The sequence below is a fragment of the Mesorhizobium sp. CO1-1-8 genome, from assembly GCF_020164875.1.
GTDB lineage: Bacteria > Pseudomonadota > Alphaproteobacteria > Rhizobiales > Rhizobiaceae > Mesorhizobium.
Genome location: NZ_JAIUGZ010000002.1, coordinates 311,936 through 329,926, shown reverse-complemented (window position 1 = coordinate 329,926; position 17,991 = coordinate 311,936). Strand labels below are relative to the sequence as shown.

The window sequence follows — 17,991 nt, the reverse complement described above, 5'->3', positions numbered from 1 at the left end:
ATTGGAGACTGATCATGCGTAAATGGAAAATTGCGTTGGGTACGGCTGTCGCGCTCGGAGCGATCTCGGTGGCCAGCGTCCACCTGCTCGACATGGGCAATCTCAGCCTCAATGCCGGCACGGCCGCGGCGACGCCTGCACCGGCGGCATTCGTCATGCCGGTGCCGGTGGTCAGTGTCGTCAGGAAGACGATCCCGATCTACCTGGACTATGCCGCGCGCACGGAACCGATCCGCAGCATCACCTTGCAGGCCAGGATTCCTGGCTATCTGCAAGAGCAGACCGCCGACGACGGCGTCGACGTCCGGCAAGGCGATCTTCTCTACAAGATCTCGCCTGACGACTTCCAGGCAGCGCTCGACCAGGCCAAGGCGCAGGTGCAGCGCGATACGGCAACGCTCGATTATGCGCGCTCCAATCTCGGCCGGGGCACCGAGCTTGCCAAGAGCGGCTACCTCGCCAAGGACGGCTTCGACCAGCGCACCAGCACCTTGCGCGAAGCGCAGGCGTCACTGGCGCTGAACCAGGCGGCGGTCCGCACGGCAGAGCTCAATCTGAGTTACGCTGAAATCCGAGCACCGTTTGGCGGGCGCCTCGGCCGCAACCAGGCTTCGGTCGGAACGCTGGTCAGCGTTGCCGGCACCGTGCTCAACACGCTGGTGCAGCTCGACCCGATCTACGTCACCTTCAACCCGAGCGAGACGGATCTGGCCGAGATCGAGCAGGCCCGCGCCAACGGCCCGATCGAAGTGGAGGTCCTGCTCCCCGGCCAGACCGAGGCCAGCCAAAAGGGCGAGCTTACCTTCATCGACAATTCGGTCGACCGCTCGACCGGCACGATCACGGCGCGCGCGACGATCGGCAATGGCAAGTTCACGCTGCTGCCGGGCCAATATGTTCGTGTCCGGCTGCACGTGAGAGAGCAGGCCGACGCGCTGATGGTACCGCAGACGGCGCTGGGCTCGAGCCAGCTCGGCAAATATCTCTATGTCGTCGGCAAGGGCAACACCGTCGACCAGCGGCTGGTTTCGCTCGGACCGACGAGCGGCGATCAGGTCGCCATCCTCAGCGGCGTCGCCGAGGGCGACCAGGTGATCACGGGCAATCTGCAGAAGATCGGACCCGGAGCGCCTGTATCGCCAATCCCGGAAAAGCCGGCCACCTGAACACCCCCGTCAGGATCCGGCTTCAGCGCGGCGCCCCGGCCTTCCCACAGGCCGCGGGCGCCGCTTTCATGAGCAGATCCACCAGACCGGCCACATCGGCGCGGTCGGCCTTGGCCGGCGGCATGAACGCGCAATAGGGGTGCCCGAGGCGGACCGAGACGGAGGAGAGCGCGATCAAGCGGCCGGCCTCCAGATCGGCGCCCGCCATGACCCGCTGGCCAAGGGCGATGCCCAGACCCAGCCTTGCCGAGGCGATCGCCAGGCTGGACAGGCCGACGCGCCGCCCGTGCGACGGATCGGGCGAGCGGCTGCCGCCGGAGGCCGCGAACCAGTCCGCCCAGGTCGGGTGCGAGGCATAGTTCGGCCCCCAATTGGTGTGGATGAACAGGCTCTCATGCAGATCCGTCAGACTGGGATCGCCATCGCCATCGCCGTGCCGGTGCCAGAATTCCGGTGCACAGACCGGCAGGACGTCGTCATGGACGAGACGAACAAGTTTCAGCCCGGGATAGTGATAGTCGCCATAGCTGACGCGCAGATCGATGTTCTGGCGCATTAGATCGACCGGATCGTCCTCGACGCGGACATCGATCGCCATCTGCGGGAAGGCATCAAGAAGCGTGGCCAGCCTCGGCGCCAGCCACAGTTCGGCCAGCGAGAATGGCACGCTGACGACCAGACGCGTCCGCACGCCGCCCTCCAGCATGCGCTGGCCTATGGCCGCGATGTCTCCCAAAGCCTTCGCCGTCTGCGGATAGATGGCGTGGCCCGCATCGGTGAGCGCGATGCGATTGCCGCTGCGCACGAACAATTGCTTGCCGAACCAGTTCTCAAGATTGCGTATCTGCTGGCTGACCGCTGCAGAGGACACGCCGAGTTCAGAGGCGGCCAAGGTGAAGCTGCCGGCACGGGCCGCGACTTCAAAAGCCTTGATCGCATTCAGCGGCGGCAACCGTTCCACAGCAGGCTCCATAAGTTTTTCTTGCCCAGTCCTAATTATTTTCTCTGTTGAGAGAAAGATTTTTTTGCCGTCTTCTTGCTCCGAACCTAGGAGCCTGTGACCATGAAAGACATCCTCGATCTCGACCGCTATCCGCTCGACCGCGAAGGCAGCGCTAAATGGCAGCGCCTCGTCGAACAATCCATTGCCGCGCTCGAAGCCGACGGCATGTTCAATCTCGAAGGGTTTTTGCGGCCCGGCATGGCAGAAAAAGCCGTGCGCGAAATCCAGCCGGTGATGGCCGCGCGATCGCATGTGCACAAGCGCATGCACAACATCTACTTCAAGCCCGATATTCCCGAGCTAGGGCCTGACCATCCGGCGCTGCGCGAGGTTGAGACCATAAGCCATACCGTCTGTGCCGACCAGATTCCGGGCAGTGTCGTGCTCGCCATCTACGAATACGAACCACTGCTGCGTTTCCTGGCGGCAACGATGGGCAAGGCCAGATTGCATGTCATGCAGGATCCCCTGGCCCGAACCAATGTCATGGCCTACCGCGCCGGCGAGGCGCTGAACTGGCATTTCGACCGTTCCGAATTCACGACGACGCTGCTGCTGCAGGCGGCGGAGCGTGGCGGCGACCTCGAATACCGCACCGATCTGCGCTCGGACGACAACCCCAACTATGACGGCGTCGCCAGCTTGCTCGAAGGGCGCGACCCCGACGCAAAGATCCTGCGCATGAAGCCCGGCACGCTGAACGTCTTCCGCGGCAAGAACACCGCGCATCGCGTCACCACCGTCGAAGGCGAGCGCGAGCGCATGATCGCGGTGTTTTCCTACTACGAAAAGCCCGGCGTGATGTTCAGCCCCGAGGAGCGGGTCGGCTTCTACGGCCGTGCCGCCTGAAAGACCGCTTGGAAATTCTACTCTGGCGCCATCTAGCGGCGTTTTCCGCGCTTCCGGTGCTCACGTACCCAAAAGTACGCTCCGCTTCGGTTCTCGAAACCACCACCATATGACTCGCCAGAGCGAATTTCGAAACGGCCTCTGCAGCGTCGCCAATCAGTCCAGAAATAACCTCTTGTTAGATTGTCGACAATCTGCTTGTCTTGAATTCGGTTTCCCTGGGAGTGGCCGAATGGCGAAAGCGGATTTCAGTCCGATCGCGGACACGACGCGACGCGCCGAGATCGTCGCGCTGTTGCGGCGCGCGATCCTGACCGGCCAGCTCGCGCCCGGCCAGAAGCTCAACGAACTCCGTATCTCCGAACAGATGCGCGTCAGCCGCGCGCCGCTGCGCGAGGCGATGCGCGAGTTGGTCCAGGAAGGCATCCTGACCAGCATCCCCTATGCCGGCACCTTTGTCATCGAGGTCACAGCCAAGGACATCGACGATGCCTATTCGTTCAACAAGGTGATGGACGAGCTGGCCATCGAGCGGGCGTGGCCGCTACGCGACCAGCGCTTCTTCGACGAGATCGACCGGCGCCACGAAGCCGTGAAGCAGGCGACCCGCGCGTTGGATACGACGCGCCAAATCGAAACCGCGCTGCAACTGCATGGCCTGATCTACGAATGGGCCGACAATTCGGTGCTGCTGGAAACCTGGCAGCGGCTGACCAGCCGGCTGCAGATGTATTTCGCGCTCCACCAGCATGCCCGCAATGAGCCGGTGCCCGCCGAAGACGTTCACGAAACCTATGTGCGGTTGCTGAAGGGCAAGGACATGCGTGCAGCCCAGCGCCATGCCAAGGAGCACATCGATCTCGATTTCGAGGAGTTGCTTGCCTACGCGCGCGGCCTCGAACAACGCCCGTCGAGGGGCGCCTGACCCGTTCCCAACATCACAGACACCGGACAAGACACGTGCAGATCGAGACCATCAAGGCCTACCATGTCGTGCAGCCCTTCGTGGACGGGCCATACCGCATGTCGAAAGGGCGCGAGGCCGACGCTTTCGACGCGGTGATCGTGTCCATGACATCAAACAGCGGCATCACCGGCTGGGGCGAGATGGCGCCGCTCGGCAATTTCTACTCGGCGGCTTTCCCCGCCGGCACCCGCGCCGGCGTGGTCGAGATCGCGCCGCATCTGATCGGCCACGATCCACGCGGACTGGCCAGCATCGGGCGGCTGATGGACACGGTGTTCAAGGGCCATCCCTACATCAAGTCGGCGCTCGATATGGCCTGCTGGGATCTGGCGGCACGAGCCGCCGACGTGCCGCTGGTCACGCTGCTCGGCGGCAAGGAAAGCGACACCGCGGAACTCTACAAGGTCGTCACGCACGGCAGCGTCGACGCCATGGCCGCGCTGGCCAAGCGCATCGTCAAGGACGGCTTCCGCCGGCTGCAGGTCAAGGTGGGCGGCAACGTCCATGACGACATCGAACGCGTCACCGCGGTCGCCGCCTCGGTGCCGAAAGGCACGGTCATCTTCTGCGACGCCAATGCCGGCTGGACGCCCTACCAGGCGCGCCAGTTCGCCGACGCCACGCGCACCATCGACTACACGTTCGAGCAGCCCTGCACCACGATCGACGAGAACATGTCGGTGCGCCGCATGCTGGACAAGCCGATGGTGCTCGACGAATCCGTCACCTCGCTCGAGGCGATGCTGGAAATCCATCGCCTCGGCGCGGCCGACGGACTGACCCTGAAGATCTCGCGCGTTGGCGGCGTGACCAAGACGCGCCAGATCCGCGACGTCGCCGTCGACCTCGGCTTCATGATCACGGTCGAGGACACGGGCGGTGCCGAGATCGACACGGCGGCGATGGCGCATCTGTCGTTGTCGACGCCGGAGGAGCGCCGGCTGCATGCGATCGCCTTCCATGAATGGGTGACGGTGCGCACGGCGTCGAACATGCCACCGGTCACCGGCAGCCGCATGGGCATTCCAGACGGGCCGGGTCTCGGTATCGACGTCGTTCCCGATCTGCTCGGCGCGCCGTTCTTCGAGGTCGGCCGCTGAGATGAAAATCCGCAGCATCAAAGCCACGCCGATCAATTTGCGCCTCGAAGCGCCCTACGCCTGGGTGTTCGGCGAACTCGACGGATTTTCGCCGACCATCGTCGAAGTCGAGACCGAGGATGGCCTGGTCGGCCTCGGCGAAGCGCCGACGCCGGCGGCGGCCGCGATCATCAACGATGTCCTGGCGCCACGGCTGGTCGGGCGCGATGCCTTCGACATCGCCGGCGCCGAGCATGTCTGCCTGCCCTTTTGGACCGGCGTGCAGTCGATCAACGACCGCACCCGCATCATGGCTTTCGGCGCCATCGAAATGGCCTTGTGGGATCTGCGCGGCAAGGCGTGGAACCAGCCGCTCTACCAGTTGCTTGGCGGCGCCGTGCGCAAGGATATCCCGTTCACCGACTATTTTTCGCTGCGCGGCGACGGACCAAAGGTGAAGGGCGAGAGGACGCCCGAGGAAGTCGCCGACTATTGCGTCGAATTGCACGAGACGCATGGAACGACCTTCTTCGAAGGCAAGTTCTCCACCGATGATCCGAAAATCTCGTTAAAAATGGTCGAGTTGATCCGCCGCAAGCTCGGCGACGATGCCATGATCCGCATCGATTCCAACCAGGCCTATTCACTCAGCACCGCGCGGCGACTGACACGCCCGCTGGAAGAATTGGGCGTGCGCAACTGGGAGGATCCCGTGGCGACCATCGAGGAGATGCGCGAATTGCGGCGCCATTGCTCGATCCCGTTCTCGACCCACAACATCGACATTGCGCGCGCCATGGAAACCAAGGTTCCGGACGCCTTCGTCGGCAACCCGACGACGCATGGCGGCATTGGCCGGCTGTTGCGCTTCGTCGGCGCCTGCGAGCACGCCGGCATCGATTTCTGGTGCTACAGCGGCGACAGCGGCATCGGAAGCGCGGCCTATCTGCATCTGTGCGCGGCACTTGGCTGGATCAGGGAGCCAAACCAGTCGCTGTTTCGCATGCTGCCGATGGATGTCACCGAGGAAGGACCGTTTTCGCCGAAGAACAATGTCGTGCGCGTTCCGGAAGGTCCCGGTCTCGGCGTCACCTTGTCGCGCGAAAACCTCGCTGCCTGTCACAGAGACTTTACCGAGAAGGGACCGTGCAACAAGTATCATGACCCGGCAAAGCCCGGAACCTATCGCCGTTTGCCGCTAAACTAGATGACGGCAAGCGGCCAAGACAAGTGGCCAAGAAACGAGAAGCCGGCCGCCGCGACTTCGGTCGGGAAGGTTGGACAAAGACGGTGGAAGCAGTGCAGCCAGGAAGCCGGCGCGTCCACGCCACGACTGGATGGGCCGGACAAAACCGCATGCTAAAGTTCCGGTCGACAGACCTCTCTGGCGGCCGAAAATGGAGCAATCCACGAAATTTCGTCAACCATAAGAAATAGGGGAAAGGGTAAAAACCCATGAGCAAGAACTACAGCATTCTCGACCTGATCCGGCGCAATCGCACGCCGCTTGAAAATCACCTGATCGATGGCCTCGTCGACGGCCGTGTCAGCCGCCGCGACTTCGTCCGTCACGGCAGCCTGCTCGGCCTGTCGCTGCCGCTGCTGGGCCGCATCGGCATGGCCGCCGGCATCGGCGGCATGCCGTCGCTGGCGCGCGCCCAGGGCGCACCCGGCGCCACCATCCGCGTCGCCAGCAGCGTGCCGGCCGCAGCCATCGACCCGGTCACCATTGCCGACGCCGGCGGCCTGCTGGTCATGCAGCAGGTTGCCGAATTCCTTTGCATCGACGGCCCCGACCTCGTTCTGCAGCCGGCCTTGGCCGAAAGCTGGAAGCCGAACGACAATGGCACGGTGTGGACCTTCAAGCTGCGCAAGGGCGTAAAATTCCACAGCGGCGGCGAGATGAAAGCCGACGACGTCGTGGCCAGCATCGACCGCCTCGCCGATCCGGCAAACTCGTCCAATGCGCTGTCGGTGTTCACCGGCATCCTGCAAAAGGGCGCCTCAAAGAAGGTCGACGACTACACGGTGGAATTCCACCTCGATGCGCCGAACGGCAACTTCCCCTACATGCTGTCGTCCGACAACTACAACGCCGTCATCATCCCGGCGAGCTACAAGGGCGACTACGAAAAGAGCTTCGACGGCACCGGGCCGTTCAAAATAGAGAAATACACGGCAAAGGTCGGTGCGTCCTTCGTCCGCAACGAGGACTATTGGGGGCCGAAGGCATTGCCCGAGCGCACCGAATTCACCTTCTTCACCGACATGCAGCCGCAGATCCTGGCGTTGCAGGGCGGACAGGTCGACATCATCAACCAGATGCCGGTGCTGGCCGGTGTCGCTCTGCTCAACGATCCGAACGTCGACATCATCAGCCTGAAGTCGTCGGCCCATCAGCAACTGCACATGCGCTGCGACGAGGGCCCGTTGAAGGATGCGCGCGTGCGCCGTGCCATTGCGCTCTGCCTCGATCGCGACAAGCTGGCCGCCGGCCTGATGAAGGGACGCTCCGCTCTGGGCAATGACAGCCCGTTCGCCGCCGTCTATCCTTCGACCGATACGAGCGTGCCGCAGCGCAAGCAGGATATCGCCCAGGCCAAGCAGCTCATGGAAGCAGCCGGGCTTGGCCAGGGCTTCAAGATAACGCTGACCACCGAGCGCTATCTGGAAATTCCCGAATACGCCCAGCTCATCCAAAACTGGGTCAAGGAGATCGGTGTCCAACTCGACCTCAACATCCTCGACCAGAGCGGCTATTACGGAGACGCGGTGTTCGGCAAATCGAACTGGCTGGATTCGGTGATGGGCATCACCGACTACGGCCACCGCGGCGTGCCGAACGTCTATCTCGCGGCGCCGCTGAAGAGCGAAGGCACCTGGAATGCTGCGCATTTCAAGAACAAGGACTATGACGCGCTGGCGACCAGCTACATCGCAGCCCTCGACCTCGAGGCGCAGAAGGCCGACGCCGGCAAGATCCAGAAGCTGCTGCTCGAGGAAACGCCTGTCATATTCGGCTATTTCTACGACTATCTGACGGCGACGGCGAAGGGCGTGGCCGGCGTACAGCCGACCGCCATGTCGCAGCTGTTCCTCGACAAGGCATCGAAGGCCTGAACGGACAGAGAAAGCCAATCCTCTAACAGCCAGCTCCCGCATGGGGCTGGCTCCACAAGGAGTCCTAGCCATTCTCTCCTTCCTTGTCCGGCGTGTCTCGCTGTCGCTGGTGACGCTGTTCCTGCTGAGCATCATGGTGTTCCTGGGCGGCCAGGTGCTGCCCGGCAATGTCGGGCGCGCCATATTGGGTCCGTTCGCCGACCAGCGCGCGGTCGATGCGCTCAATCACACGCTCGGCGTCGACCGCCCGCTGCTGACCCAGTACTGGGGCTGGATCTCCAACTTCGTCCAGGGCGACATGGGCACGTCCTACATCTTCCGCTCGCCGGTCGCGCCCTTCGTCATCGATGCGCTGGGCAATTCGATGAAGCTGGCGGCGGTCGCCTTCGTGCTGGTGGTGCCGATCGGCATCCTCGGCGGCGTCGTTGCCGCACTCAATCTCAACCGCCCGCTCGACCGCATCATCAGCCTCGGCGGTCTGTCGGTGACGGTGCTGCCGGAATTCGTCACAGGCATCATCCTGATCCTGATCTTCGGTGTGTGGCTGCGCTGGCTGCCGATATCGGCCGCTTGGCCGCGCAATGCCGGCTTCTTCACCCAGCTCTACTACCTGATCCTGCCTTCACTGCCGCTGTTCCTGGTGCTGTTCGGCTATATCGCTCGCATGGCGCGCTCCGGCATGATCGAAGCGCTCGATTCCGACTACACGCGAACGGCCGTGCTGAAGGGCCTGCCCTGGCGCACGGTGATCTGGCGGCATGTGCTGCGCAATGCGCTGCTGCCGACCATCACCGTTATCGCGACACAGACCGGCTATCTCATCGGCGGCTTGGTCGTCATCGAAACGCTGTTTCGCTACCAGGGCATCGGCTCGCTGATCTTCACTGCCGCGCGCGGCAAGGATTTCCCGATGCTGGAATCCGGCATTCTCACCATCGGCATCGTCTATGCCGTGGCCACCCTTGTCGCCGACTTCCTCTATTCCGTGCTCAATCCGCGCATCCGGCTGGGGTCCGATCAATGAGCGCCGTCCAGACCAGCTCCCCCACACCCGACGACATGCGCCGGCGCGGCCCGCTGGCCGAGGTCTTTTTCTCGCTGCTGCGCTCGCGAACGTTCCTTGTCGGTTTCGCCATCGTGCTGTTCTGGGTTGCCTGCGCGCTGTTCGGCGAGCATTTCGCGCCCTACGATCCGCTCGCCGACGACATCATCAATGCGCTGGCGCCGCCTTCGTCCGAACACTGGTTCGGTACCGACCAGATCGGCCGCGACGTCTTCTCGCGCGTCATCGTCGGTTCGCGCGACATCCTGACCGTCGCACCGCTGGCAACCTTGCTGGCGACGGTGGCCGGCACGGCGCTCGGCCTCGTCACCGGCTATTTTCGCGGCCTCGTCGACGATGTCGTCAGCCGTATCCTCGAAGCCTTCATGGCGATCCCGGTGGTCATCGTCGCGTTGCTGGCGATCGTTGCGCTCGGCACCTCCAAGACGACGGTCATCGTCGTCATTGGCCTCAGCTTCGCACCGATCATCGCGCGCACCGTGCGCTCGGCGGTTCTGGCCGAGCGCGAACTCGACTATGTCGCCGCCGCACAGCTCAGGCACGAAAGCGCTTTGCATACGATGTTCGTCGAGATCCTGCCCAACGTCATCCCGCCGATCCTGGTCGAAACCACCGTGCGGCTTGGCTATGCCATCTTCGCCGTCGCCACGCTCTCCTTCATGGGTTTTGGCATCCAGCCGCCCTCGCCCGACTGGGGGCTCTCGATCTCCAACAATTACGGCATGATCGGCGGCGGCTTCTGGTGGACGGTGCTGTTCGACGCGCTGGCCATTGCTTCACTGGTGATCGGCGTCAATCTGGCGGCCGACGGCGTTCACGGAGCGCTCAATGACTAACTCCGCCATGGCCCGGAACGCTGGGGCCAAAAACGCTCTTGAACTCACCGATCTGTCAGTTGCCTACCGCGTCGCCGGCCGTAATCGCGCCGTGCTGCGCAACCTCAGCCTCACCATCGGCCAGGGCGAAGCCTATGGGCTGGTCGGCGAATCCGGCTGCGGCAAATCCACCGTAGCACTCACCGTCGTGCGCTATCTGCCGAGAAACGGCTCGATCACCGGCGGCGCCATCTCGCTCGACGGCCAGGATGTGATGAAGCTGGACGCCGAAGCACTCAGGCGGGCGCGGGCCGAAAGCGTCTCCATGGTGTATCAGGATCCGGGCAAGGCGCTGAACCCTTCGATCCGCGTCGGCCGTCAGCTGACCGAGATTTTTGAACTCGGCGGCGTCTCGGGACAAGCGGCCACCGACCGGGCGATTGCGATGCTGAACCGCGTGCGCATCTCCGATCCGACAAGCGTCATGCAGCGCTATCCGCACCAGCTTTCCGGCGGCATGCAGCAGCGCGTGGCGATCGCCATGGCGCTGGCCAATGATCCGTCGATGCTGATCCTCGACGAGCCGACCACCGGCCTCGATGCGACGGTGGAAGCCGAAGTGCTCGACCTGATCGCGCAGCTGCGGCAGGAACTGTCGGCCTCGATCCTGTTCATCAGCCACAATCTCGCCGTCGTCTCCAACATGTGCGACCGGGTCGGCGTGCTCTATGCCGGCATGCTGGTCGAGGAAGGGCCGACGGAGGCCGTGTTCAACGATCCGCGCCATCCCTACACGGTCGCCCTGCTGCGCTGCCTGCCGCGCGGTGGCCAACGCAAGGACCAGGGCCGCCTAGATACCATCCCGGGCTTCCTGCCCGGCATTGGGGCCGACATCAAAGGCTGCGCCTTCGCCGACCGCTGCGCGCTCGCCGACGACCGCTGCCGCAGCGAATTGCCGCCGCTCTACGATCTGGGCGACGAGCGGGGGCATAGGCTTTCGCGCTGCTTCCATCATGACAAGGCGCAGGCGTTGCCGCGCGCAACGCCGAGAGATGTTGCGCCGGCACCAAAGGCGGCAGCCGCACCGGTGCTACGGGTCGCCGGGCTGAACAAGACCTATGCCAGCCATGGCCACGCGCTGCGCGCCGTCAAGGACGTGTCACTCGATCTGCGGCCCGGCGAGACGCTCGGGCTGGTCGGCGAATCCGGCAGCGGCAAGACGACCTTCGCCAGGCTGCTGCTCGGCCTGGTGCCGCCGGACGCGGGCGGCACCATCGAGCTCGAGGGCAAGGCCCTGGCGCCCAGGCTGGAGAACCGCAGCGACGACCAGATCAAGGCGATGCAGATCGTCTTCCAGAACCCTGACTCCGCACTCAACCGCTCGCATTCGATCCGCCACCTGATCGGCCGCGCGCTGAAGCGGCTGGCCGGCCTCTCCGGCAAGGCGCTGGAGGCGCGCCTCAACGATCTCGTCCGCTCGGTGCGGCTCACCGACCGCCATCTCGCCGTCAAGCCGCGCCAGCTCTCCGGCGGCCTGAAGCAGCGCGTCGCCATCGCGCGCGCCTTCGCCGGCGACCCGCGCATCGTGGTCTGCGACGAGCCGACCTCGGCGCTCGACGTCTCGGTGCAGGCGGCGATCCTCAATCTGCTCGCCGACCTGCAGTCGAAGGAAGACGTCAGCTACATCTTCATCTCGCATGACCTTGCCGTGGTGCGTTACCTCTCCGACAAGATCGCCGTGCTTTATCTTGGCCGCATCATGGAGCTCGGACCGTCCGAAGACGTCTTTTCCGGGCCGCATCATCCCTACACCGAAGCGCTGCTGTCGGCGGTGCCCAAACTCGACCAGACCGAGACGGCACGCATTCGTCTCGACGGCGAGATCCCCAGCGCCACCAGCCCGCCGTCAGGCTGCGTGTTCCACACCCGCTGCCCGCGCAAGATCGGTCCGATCTGCGAAGAGCAGGAGCCGCCGCTCAGCGAGGGCCAGCCTGGACACTCGATCCGCTGCCACATTCCCTACACCGAACTGGCAAGGCTGCAGAGGGCGGTCGCAACCGAGCCGGCATAGCGGGCGTCACCTTCGCTCGTGTGGCTTGGCCGGTCAGATATGGCCAGCCATGCTGAGAGACCGGTCACCTTCCGAAAAGCCCTGCCCTTCGACCCAGTCTCTGGCCAGCGTGCGCAGCCCAGTCAGCGCGACATCCAGGACATCCGAAGAGACGGGGTTCGAGGGATAGGCGAGGTAGATCGGCCGCTGGAACACCGGTGCGTTGTCGATGCGCCGCATCTCGCCGCGCTCGATATGGCCGCTGACGGCGCTGAGCGGCAGATAGGCGGCGGCCTGCTGCGACAGCACATGCTGCAGGCCGATGAAGACCAGCCCGGCCGATATGGCGGGCTTGACCATGCCGGCAAAGGCGCGGTCGTGCTCGATGCGAAATTCCAGTCCCCAGTCCATCAGGATGTAATTTTCGGTCCAAGGCTTGGTCTGCGCGGCATGCTGGACGAGCACGACCTGATCGACGGCCAGCGTTTCGTAGACGATGCCGGGATGCGGTCGCGGCAGATAGAGGATGCAGATGTCGAGCAGGCCTTCCGCCAGCTGGTCAATCGCCAGATCCGGGAAACTGCCTTCGAGCCGCAGCGCCACGTTCGGCCGCCTGGCGCGCATCCAGGAGACCCATGGCGAGGTGATGCGGTCCCACAGATAGGCAGGGGCGGTGAGCCGCAGCAAGGTCTCGTAGCCATCGGGAACGGCGATGTCCTGTCTGGATTGCTCCCAGGTGCGGGTGATCGACGAGGCATGCGGCAGGAACTGCCGGCCGGCCGGCGTCAGCGTGACGCCATCGCGGTCGCGCACGAAAAGCCGGCGGCCCAACTGCTCCTCCAGCCCCCTGATCCGCGCGCTGACGGTGGACTGGGCGAGGTTGAGCCGGCCAGCCGCGACGGTGAAGCTGCCATGGGTGGCGACTTCGAGAAAGCTGCGCAGATTTTCAGTGTCCATGCCCACCTCTTGCATCGAGAATTTCGATGACCCCTATCAAAAAATATCGCTTTCCGGCGGCAGTCAACGATGAACTAGATGACCGACCCCCAAGACAAGCGAGGAATCCAGCCATGCCCAAGCATTTCCGGATCATCGACAACGCTCGCAGAACGCTCACCGCAATCGAAAATTCCGCTGTGGACGAATTGCTGGCCGGCAGGTTGGGCCGGCGCGACTTCCTGCGCCATGGCAGCGTGCTTGGTCTTTCCTTGCCCTTTCTGGGCAGCCTTGTCGCGGCCGCCGGCCTCGGCACGCAGCAGGCTCGCGCCGAGGGCAAGCCGGGCGGCACGGTGCGCGCCGGCGTGGCGACGCCGGGCGGCGCCATCGATCCCGTCACCTACTATGACAGCGGCAGCTACCAGCTGGTTTTCCAGACCGCCGAGTTTCTCTGCGTCACGCAGCCGGACCTCACCTTGAAGCCGGTGCTGGCGGAGAGCTGGGCGCCGAACGAAGACGGCAGCGTGTGGACCTTCAAGCTGCGCAAAGGCGTGAAATTCCACAATGGCGAGGACTTCAAGGCCGACGACGTCGTCGCCACCTTCGACCGGCTGGCCGATCCCAACGGGGCCTCGAACGCGCTTTCGGTGTTCAAGGGATTGCTGTCGAAGGGCGGCACGCAGAAGGTCGACGATCACACTGTCGCCTTCCACCTCGATGCGCCGAATGGCAGCTTTCCCTATTCGGTGTCGATCGACAATTACAACGCCGTCATCCTGCCGGCGAGCTACAAGGGCGACTACGAAAAGACTTTTGAAGGCACCGGGCCATTCCGGCTGGAGACCTACACGCCAAAGGTCGGTGCGACTTTCATCCGCAATCCCGACTATTGGGGTGAGAAGGCGCTGCCCGACCGGCTCGAATTCAAGTTCTACGGTGACGTGCAGCCGCGTATCCTGGCGCTGCAGGCCGGCGAGGTCGACATTCTCGACGCGGTTCCGCTCGATGTCAGCCAGGTGGTGCTGAACAGTCCTGATATCACCGTCTTGCGCGTCGCTTCGACCGCGCACCGCCAGCTTCACATGCGCTGCGACACCGGCCCCTTCGTCGACAAGCGTGTGCGCCAGGCGCTGGCGCTGTGCATCGACCGCTCCAAGCTGGTCGACGGCCTGTGCCGCGGCATGGCGGCGACCGGCAATGACAGCCCGTTCGCGCCTGCCTTCCCTGCGACCGACAAGACGGTGCCGCAGCGCGTCCAGGACATCGCCAAGGCCAAGCAGTTGCTGGAGGCGGCGGGCCTCGCCAGCGGCTTCGATATCACGCTGACGACGCTGCGCTATTCGGATATTCCCGGCTACGCGCAATTGTTCCAGAATTTCGCCAAGGAAATCGGTGCGCGCATCTCGCTCAACATCGAGGACCAGGACAAATATTACGGCAAGGCGGTGTTCGGCCAGTCGGACTGGCTGGACAGCCCACTCGGTATCACCGATTACGCGCATCGCAGCGTGCCGAACGTCTTCCTCAAGAGCCCGCTGGTCAGCGACGGCCCTTGGAACGCGGCGCATTTCAAGAGTTCGGCCTATGACGGGATGGTTACCAGCTATCTCAAGGCGCTCGATGTCGGCGCGCAGCGCAGTGCCGCCTCCGACATCCAGAAACTGCTGCTCGACGAAACGCCTGTCATCTTCAGCTATTTCCCCGATCTGCTGGTGCCGGTGCGCAAGAATGTCAGCGGACTGCCGCCGATCGCCGCCGGGCTGCTGCTCGATCGCGTGTCATTGAGCTGATCGTGCCCCAGCGCCCGATCACGAAAGAAAAGAACCGGGAGACTACCATTCGCAAGCCCCATCTGCGCGGCCGTGGGCCGCATTTTCCCTTGCTCGACACCATCGTGCAGTACGAATTCGAGCCGGGCTACATTGCCTTCACCATGCCCACGCAGAAGCGCCTGCGTGTGCAGGTCGGGTCAATGACCGTGGCCGATACGACCAACGCCTTGGTGCTCTACGAATCCGATCACCTGCCGGTCTACTATTTCCCGATCGGCGACGTTCGCGAGGAGTTCCTGCTGCCGAGCAAGACCACGACAGAGGATCCATTCAAGGGCACAGCCACCCACTATTCGCTCAACACCGGCATCACGCTGGTCGAGGACGCGGCCTGGCGCTATCTCGATCCGGTGAAGGGCTGTCCGCCAATATCGGACTACATGTCGTTCACCTGGAGCAAGATGGGCCACTGGTTCGAGGAGGACGAGGAGATTTTCGTCCACGCCCGCGATCCGTTCCGCCGCGTCGACTGCCTGCCGTCGTCGCGGCGCGTACAGGTCATCCTCGACGGCGAACAGGTCGCCGATTCACGCCGCGGCGTGTTCCTGTTCGAGACCGGCCATCCGGTGCGCCACTATCTGCCGATCGCCGACACGCGGCTCGATATGTTCGCACCCAGCCGCTACATTTCGCGCTGCCCCTACAAAGGCATCTCCAACTACTATCATGTGACGACCAAGGCCAAGCGCCACGAGAACCTGGTCTGGTATTATCCCGAGCCGGTGCACGAGGCGGAGCGCATCAAGGGGCTGGTCTGTTTCCACCACGAACTGGTCGACAAGATCCTGGTCGATGGCGTCGAAATCCCGAAGGAAGCCACGGCCGCGTCGAGCGGTTATTTCTGAGCATTGACGCCCCTTGAGCCGCGTTCACGTGGGCGCTTGATCGAAGCACGGCTCAGCGCATACGCTCCCTAAGACAGGGGGGGCACTCTATGGATCTTTTCAAGCTGGACGGCGATGTCGCGCTGGTTACCGGCGCCGGCAGCGGCATCGGCCAGGCAATCGCGATCGGGCTGGCCGAGGCAGGCGCCGACGTCGCCTGTTTCGGCCATGCATCGAAGGGTGGGCTGGACGAAACGGCTCACCGGATCACGGCGCTCGGCCGCAAGGCGCTGGTGCTGACCGGCACGGTGACGTCTGAGAGCGATCTCGCGGCGGCAATCGATCGCGTCGAGAGCGAACTCGGTGCGCTGACCGTCGCCGTCAACAATGCCGGCATTGCCGGCTCTGAGCCCGCCGAGACGATGCCGCTGGAAACATGGCAGACGGTGCACGAGGTCAATGTCGCCGGCGTTTTCCTGTCCTGCCAGGCCGAAGCGCGCAAGATGCTGGCGCGGCGCAAGGGCTCGATCATCAACGTCGCCTCGATGTCCGGCACCATCGTCAACCGGGGCCTGACGCAGGCGCACTACAACTCTTCGAAGGCCGCCGTCATCCACATGTCGAAGAGCCTCGCCATGGAGTGGGCCGACCGCGGCCTGCGCGTCAATGTCGTCAGCCCGGGCTACACGCTGACGCCGATGAACAAGCGGCCGGAGGTGGCCGAAGAGGTGAAGATCTTCAAGCGCGACACGCCGATGGGGCGGATGGCGGCGCCGGAGGAGATGGTCGGACCGACAGTGTTCCTGGCCAGCCGCGCCGCGAGCTTCGTCACCGGCCTCGACCTGATTGTCGATGGCGGCTACGTCTGCTGGTAAGGGGTTCGACTTCGTCTGCGGTCTGAATTTATACGTCCCACGAGGCGTTAGCCCGTTGCGCGACATGAACCTTGGTATATATAATTTCATCCTATGAAACGGCCTTGGCTAGATGGGGCTTGCCCGGGTCGACAGCCGAGAACATGGGACCTTGATGGCTCGCACCTTGCAGGGCGCCGCAAGACCGGCAATCGATCCGCGGATGACCGCTCCCGCAGCGATGCGTCGGCAGCCATGATGCCAACACTGCAGTCCTATCCCATCATCACTAGAATTGAGCACCATCTTGCCTGCGCTGGCCAAAGCGGGGCAACAATTTGGCGCCCACGGCCTTGCGCAAAGACCAGCCTTTCCAACACAATCAAGAAAAGCCGCAAGAAGGGAACGAACGATAATTTTCACAGCTTGAAGGAGAACAAGCATGTCACTTCGCAGTGTGATTTCGAACTTAACAATGGGAGCCTTCGCACTCGCCGCGGCGAGTGCACTGATGCCTTCCGCCCAAGCCGCCGCACCCGAATCCAATGACCCGATCAAGATCGCGCTGTTCGACTGGACCAGCGTCAATCTGAACGCCAAGATCCTCGGCGGTATCCTGGAAAAGCTCGGCTATACCGTCGAATATCCGACAGCCGACTACCTCTCCAGCCTGACCACAGGTCTCACCAATGGCGACCTCGATGTCGGTCTGGAATTCTGGGACACGACCGCCGGCGAGGCCATGAAGGCCTCCGACGCCACCGGCCAGACCGAGCGGCTGGGCAAGCTTGGACCGAAGGCCAAGGAAGAATGGTGGTTTCCCGAATACATGAAGGAAAAATGCCCCGGCCTGCCCAACTGGGAAGCGCTGAAGGATCCGAAATGCGCCGAAGCCTTCTCGACGGCGGAGACCGCGCCGAAGGGGCGCTATCTCGGCGGTCCGGTGACATGGGAAGGCTTTGACGACGAGCGCGTCGAGGCGCTGAAACTGCCCTTCACCGTTATCCATGCCGGCACCGACGCGGCGATGTTCGCCGAACTGGACTCGGCCTATCAGCGCAAGGCGCCGATCATGCTGTGGATCTATTCGCCACACTGGGCGCCGGCCAAGTACAAGGGCGAGTGGGTTGAATTCCCCGAATACACGCCCGAGTGCTATAACGACCCGAAATGGGGCACCAATCCCGACGCCAAATATGATTGCGGCAAGCCGCATGGCGAGATCTGGAAATACTCCTGGTCCGGCATGAAGGACAAATGGCCGGTCGCCTACAAGGTGGCCAAGGCCTACACGGTCGACACCGACGAACTCAACAAGATGAGCGGCGAGATCGATCTCGGCGGCAAGACGCCGGAAGACGTTGCCGCAGCCTGGATCGCCGCCCACGAGGCCGACTGGAAAGCCTGGGCGCAGTGATCGTTCCGACTGGAAA

General features: G+C 63.6%; 15 protein-coding genes. 13 read left to right on the top strand and 2 right to left on the bottom strand.

All coding sequences use genetic code 11. The features are described from left to right. The first annotated feature begins 14 nt into the window (after nt 1–14). The gene (locus tag LB558_RS04925; protein WP_224696490.1) at nt 15–1,166 is read left to right on the top strand and encodes an efflux RND transporter periplasmic adaptor subunit; all 1,152 of its coding nucleotides are present in this window, start codon (nt 15–17) and stop codon (nt 1,164–1,166) included. Between the two features lie 22 nt (nt 1,167–1,188). Here LB558_RS04925 and LB558_RS04920 read toward each other — a convergent pair whose 3' ends face one another. Then, complete coding sequence (locus tag LB558_RS04920) at nt 1,189–2,127, bottom strand: LysR substrate-binding domain-containing protein (protein ID WP_224696489.1); 939 nt, start codon at nt 2,125–2,127, stop codon at nt 1,189–1,191. Nucleotides 2,128–2,229: 102 nt separating this feature from the next. Here LB558_RS04920 and LB558_RS04915 point away from each other — a divergent pair, with 102 nt between their 5' ends. The 8 genes from LB558_RS04915 to LB558_RS04880 all read left to right on the top strand — a co-directional run bounded on the left by LB558_RS04915 (nt 2,230) and on the right by LB558_RS04880 (nt 12,133). After that, complete coding sequence (locus LB558_RS04915) at nt 2,230–3,018, top strand: 2OG-Fe(II) oxygenase (RefSeq protein ID WP_224696488.1); 789 nt, start codon at nt 2,230–2,232, stop codon at nt 3,016–3,018. 232 nt (nt 3,019–3,250) lie between these two features. Further along, nucleotides 3,251–3,943 carry a GntR family transcriptional regulator gene (locus LB558_RS04910; protein WP_224696487.1) on the top strand — a complete coding sequence of 231 codons (693 nt, stop codon included), beginning with the start codon at nt 3,251–3,253 and terminating at the stop codon, nt 3,941–3,943. Between the two features lie 35 nt (nt 3,944–3,978). After that, on the top strand, nt 3,979–5,085 hold the full coding sequence (locus LB558_RS04905; protein ID WP_224696486.1) for a mandelate racemase/muconate lactonizing enzyme family protein: 1,107 nt from the start codon (nt 3,979–3,981) through the stop codon (nt 5,083–5,085). Between the two features lies 1 nt (nt 5,086). Next, nucleotides 5,087–6,271: a mandelate racemase/muconate lactonizing enzyme family protein gene (locus LB558_RS04900; RefSeq protein WP_224696485.1), complete on the top strand. Its 1,185-nt coding sequence runs from the start codon at nt 5,087–5,089 to the stop codon at nt 6,269–6,271. Between the two features lie 248 nt (nt 6,272–6,519). Next, nucleotides 6,520–8,184 (top strand): ABC transporter substrate-binding protein, encoded by a 1,665-nt coding sequence (locus tag LB558_RS04895; protein ID WP_224696484.1) that lies wholly within the window; start codon nt 6,520–6,522, stop codon nt 8,182–8,184. A gap of 40 nt (nt 8,185–8,224) precedes the next feature. Continuing rightward, nucleotides 8,225–9,208 (top strand): ABC transporter permease, encoded by a 984-nt coding sequence (locus LB558_RS04890; protein WP_224696483.1) that lies wholly within the window; start codon nt 8,225–8,227, stop codon nt 9,206–9,208. Further along, nucleotides 9,205–10,083 carry an ABC transporter permease gene (locus LB558_RS04885; RefSeq protein ID WP_224696482.1) on the top strand — a complete coding sequence of 293 codons (879 nt, stop codon included), beginning with the start codon at nt 9,205–9,207 and terminating at the stop codon, nt 10,081–10,083. Before LB558_RS04890 ends, LB558_RS04885 begins: the two co-directional genes overlap by 4 nt. Then, nucleotides 10,076–12,133: a dipeptide ABC transporter ATP-binding protein gene (locus LB558_RS04880; RefSeq protein WP_412033434.1), complete on the top strand. Its 2,058-nt coding sequence runs from the start codon at nt 10,076–10,078 to the stop codon at nt 12,131–12,133. The genes LB558_RS04885 and LB558_RS04880 overlap by 8 nt, the downstream gene beginning before the upstream one ends. Before the next feature lie 33 nt (nt 12,134–12,166). Here the strand turns inward: LB558_RS04880 and LB558_RS04875 are convergent, their stop codons facing one another. Further along, nucleotides 12,167–13,069: a LysR family transcriptional regulator gene (locus LB558_RS04875; RefSeq protein ID WP_224696481.1), complete on the bottom strand. Its 903-nt coding sequence runs from the start codon at nt 13,067–13,069 to the stop codon at nt 12,167–12,169. A gap of 113 nt (nt 13,070–13,182) precedes the next feature. Here LB558_RS04875 and LB558_RS04870 point away from each other — a divergent pair, with 113 nt between their 5' ends. From LB558_RS04870 to LB558_RS04855, 4 genes are all read left to right on the top strand, one after another. After that, a complete protein-coding gene (locus LB558_RS04870) occupies nt 13,183–14,838 on the top strand; it encodes an ABC transporter substrate-binding protein (protein WP_224696480.1) in 1,656 nt (551 codons plus the stop codon). 89 nt (nt 14,839–14,927) lie between these two features. Then, the gene (locus LB558_RS04865) at nt 14,928–15,725 is read left to right on the top strand and encodes a DUF427 domain-containing protein (RefSeq protein ID WP_412033440.1); all 798 of its coding nucleotides are present in this window, start codon (nt 14,928–14,930) and stop codon (nt 15,723–15,725) included. Nucleotides 15,726–15,814: 89 nt separating this feature from the next. Further along, nucleotides 15,815–16,579: an SDR family oxidoreductase gene (locus LB558_RS04860; RefSeq protein ID WP_224696478.1), complete on the top strand. Its 765-nt coding sequence runs from the start codon at nt 15,815–15,817 to the stop codon at nt 16,577–16,579. A gap of 421 nt (nt 16,580–17,000) precedes the next feature. After that, the gene (locus LB558_RS04855) at nt 17,001–17,975 is read left to right on the top strand and encodes an ABC transporter substrate-binding protein (protein WP_224696477.1); all 975 of its coding nucleotides are present in this window, start codon (nt 17,001–17,003) and stop codon (nt 17,973–17,975) included. The last annotated feature ends 16 nt before the right edge of the window (nt 17,976–17,991 follow it).

Bases quoted from the DNA above. Each gene is read 5' to 3' on its own strand.
- LB558_RS04885 (WP_224696482.1), top strand. From the start codon at position 9,205: ATGAGCGCCGTCCAGACCAGCTCCCCCACACCCGACGACATGCGCCGG.
- LB558_RS04855 (WP_224696477.1), top strand. From the start codon at position 17,001: ATGTCACTTCGCAGTGTGATTTCGAACTTAACAATGGGAGCCTTCGCA.
- LB558_RS04870 (WP_224696480.1), top strand. From the start codon at position 13,183: ATGCCCAAGCATTTCCGGATCATCGACAACGCTCGCAGAACGCTCACC.
- LB558_RS04900 (WP_224696485.1), top strand. From the start codon at position 5,087: ATGAAAATCCGCAGCATCAAAGCCACGCCGATCAATTTGCGCCTCGAA.
- LB558_RS04895 (WP_224696484.1), top strand. From the start codon at position 6,520: ATGAGCAAGAACTACAGCATTCTCGACCTGATCCGGCGCAATCGCACG.
- LB558_RS04860 (WP_224696478.1), top strand. From the start codon at position 15,815: ATGGATCTTTTCAAGCTGGACGGCGATGTCGCGCTGGTTACCGGCGCC.
- LB558_RS04880 (WP_412033434.1), top strand. From the start codon at position 10,076: ATGACTAACTCCGCCATGGCCCGGAACGCTGGGGCCAAAAACGCTCTT.
- LB558_RS04915 (WP_224696488.1), top strand. From the start codon at position 2,230: ATGAAAGACATCCTCGATCTCGACCGCTATCCGCTCGACCGCGAAGGC.
- LB558_RS04910 (WP_224696487.1), top strand. From the start codon at position 3,251: ATGGCGAAAGCGGATTTCAGTCCGATCGCGGACACGACGCGACGCGCC.
- LB558_RS04925 (WP_224696490.1), top strand. From the start codon at position 15: ATGCGTAAATGGAAAATTGCGTTGGGTACGGCTGTCGCGCTCGGAGCG.
- LB558_RS04875 (WP_224696481.1), bottom strand. From the start codon at position 13,069: ATGGACACTGAAAATCTGCGCAGCTTTCTCGAAGTCGCCACCCATGGC.
- LB558_RS04890 (WP_224696483.1), top strand. From the start codon at position 8,225: ATGGGGCTGGCTCCACAAGGAGTCCTAGCCATTCTCTCCTTCCTTGTC.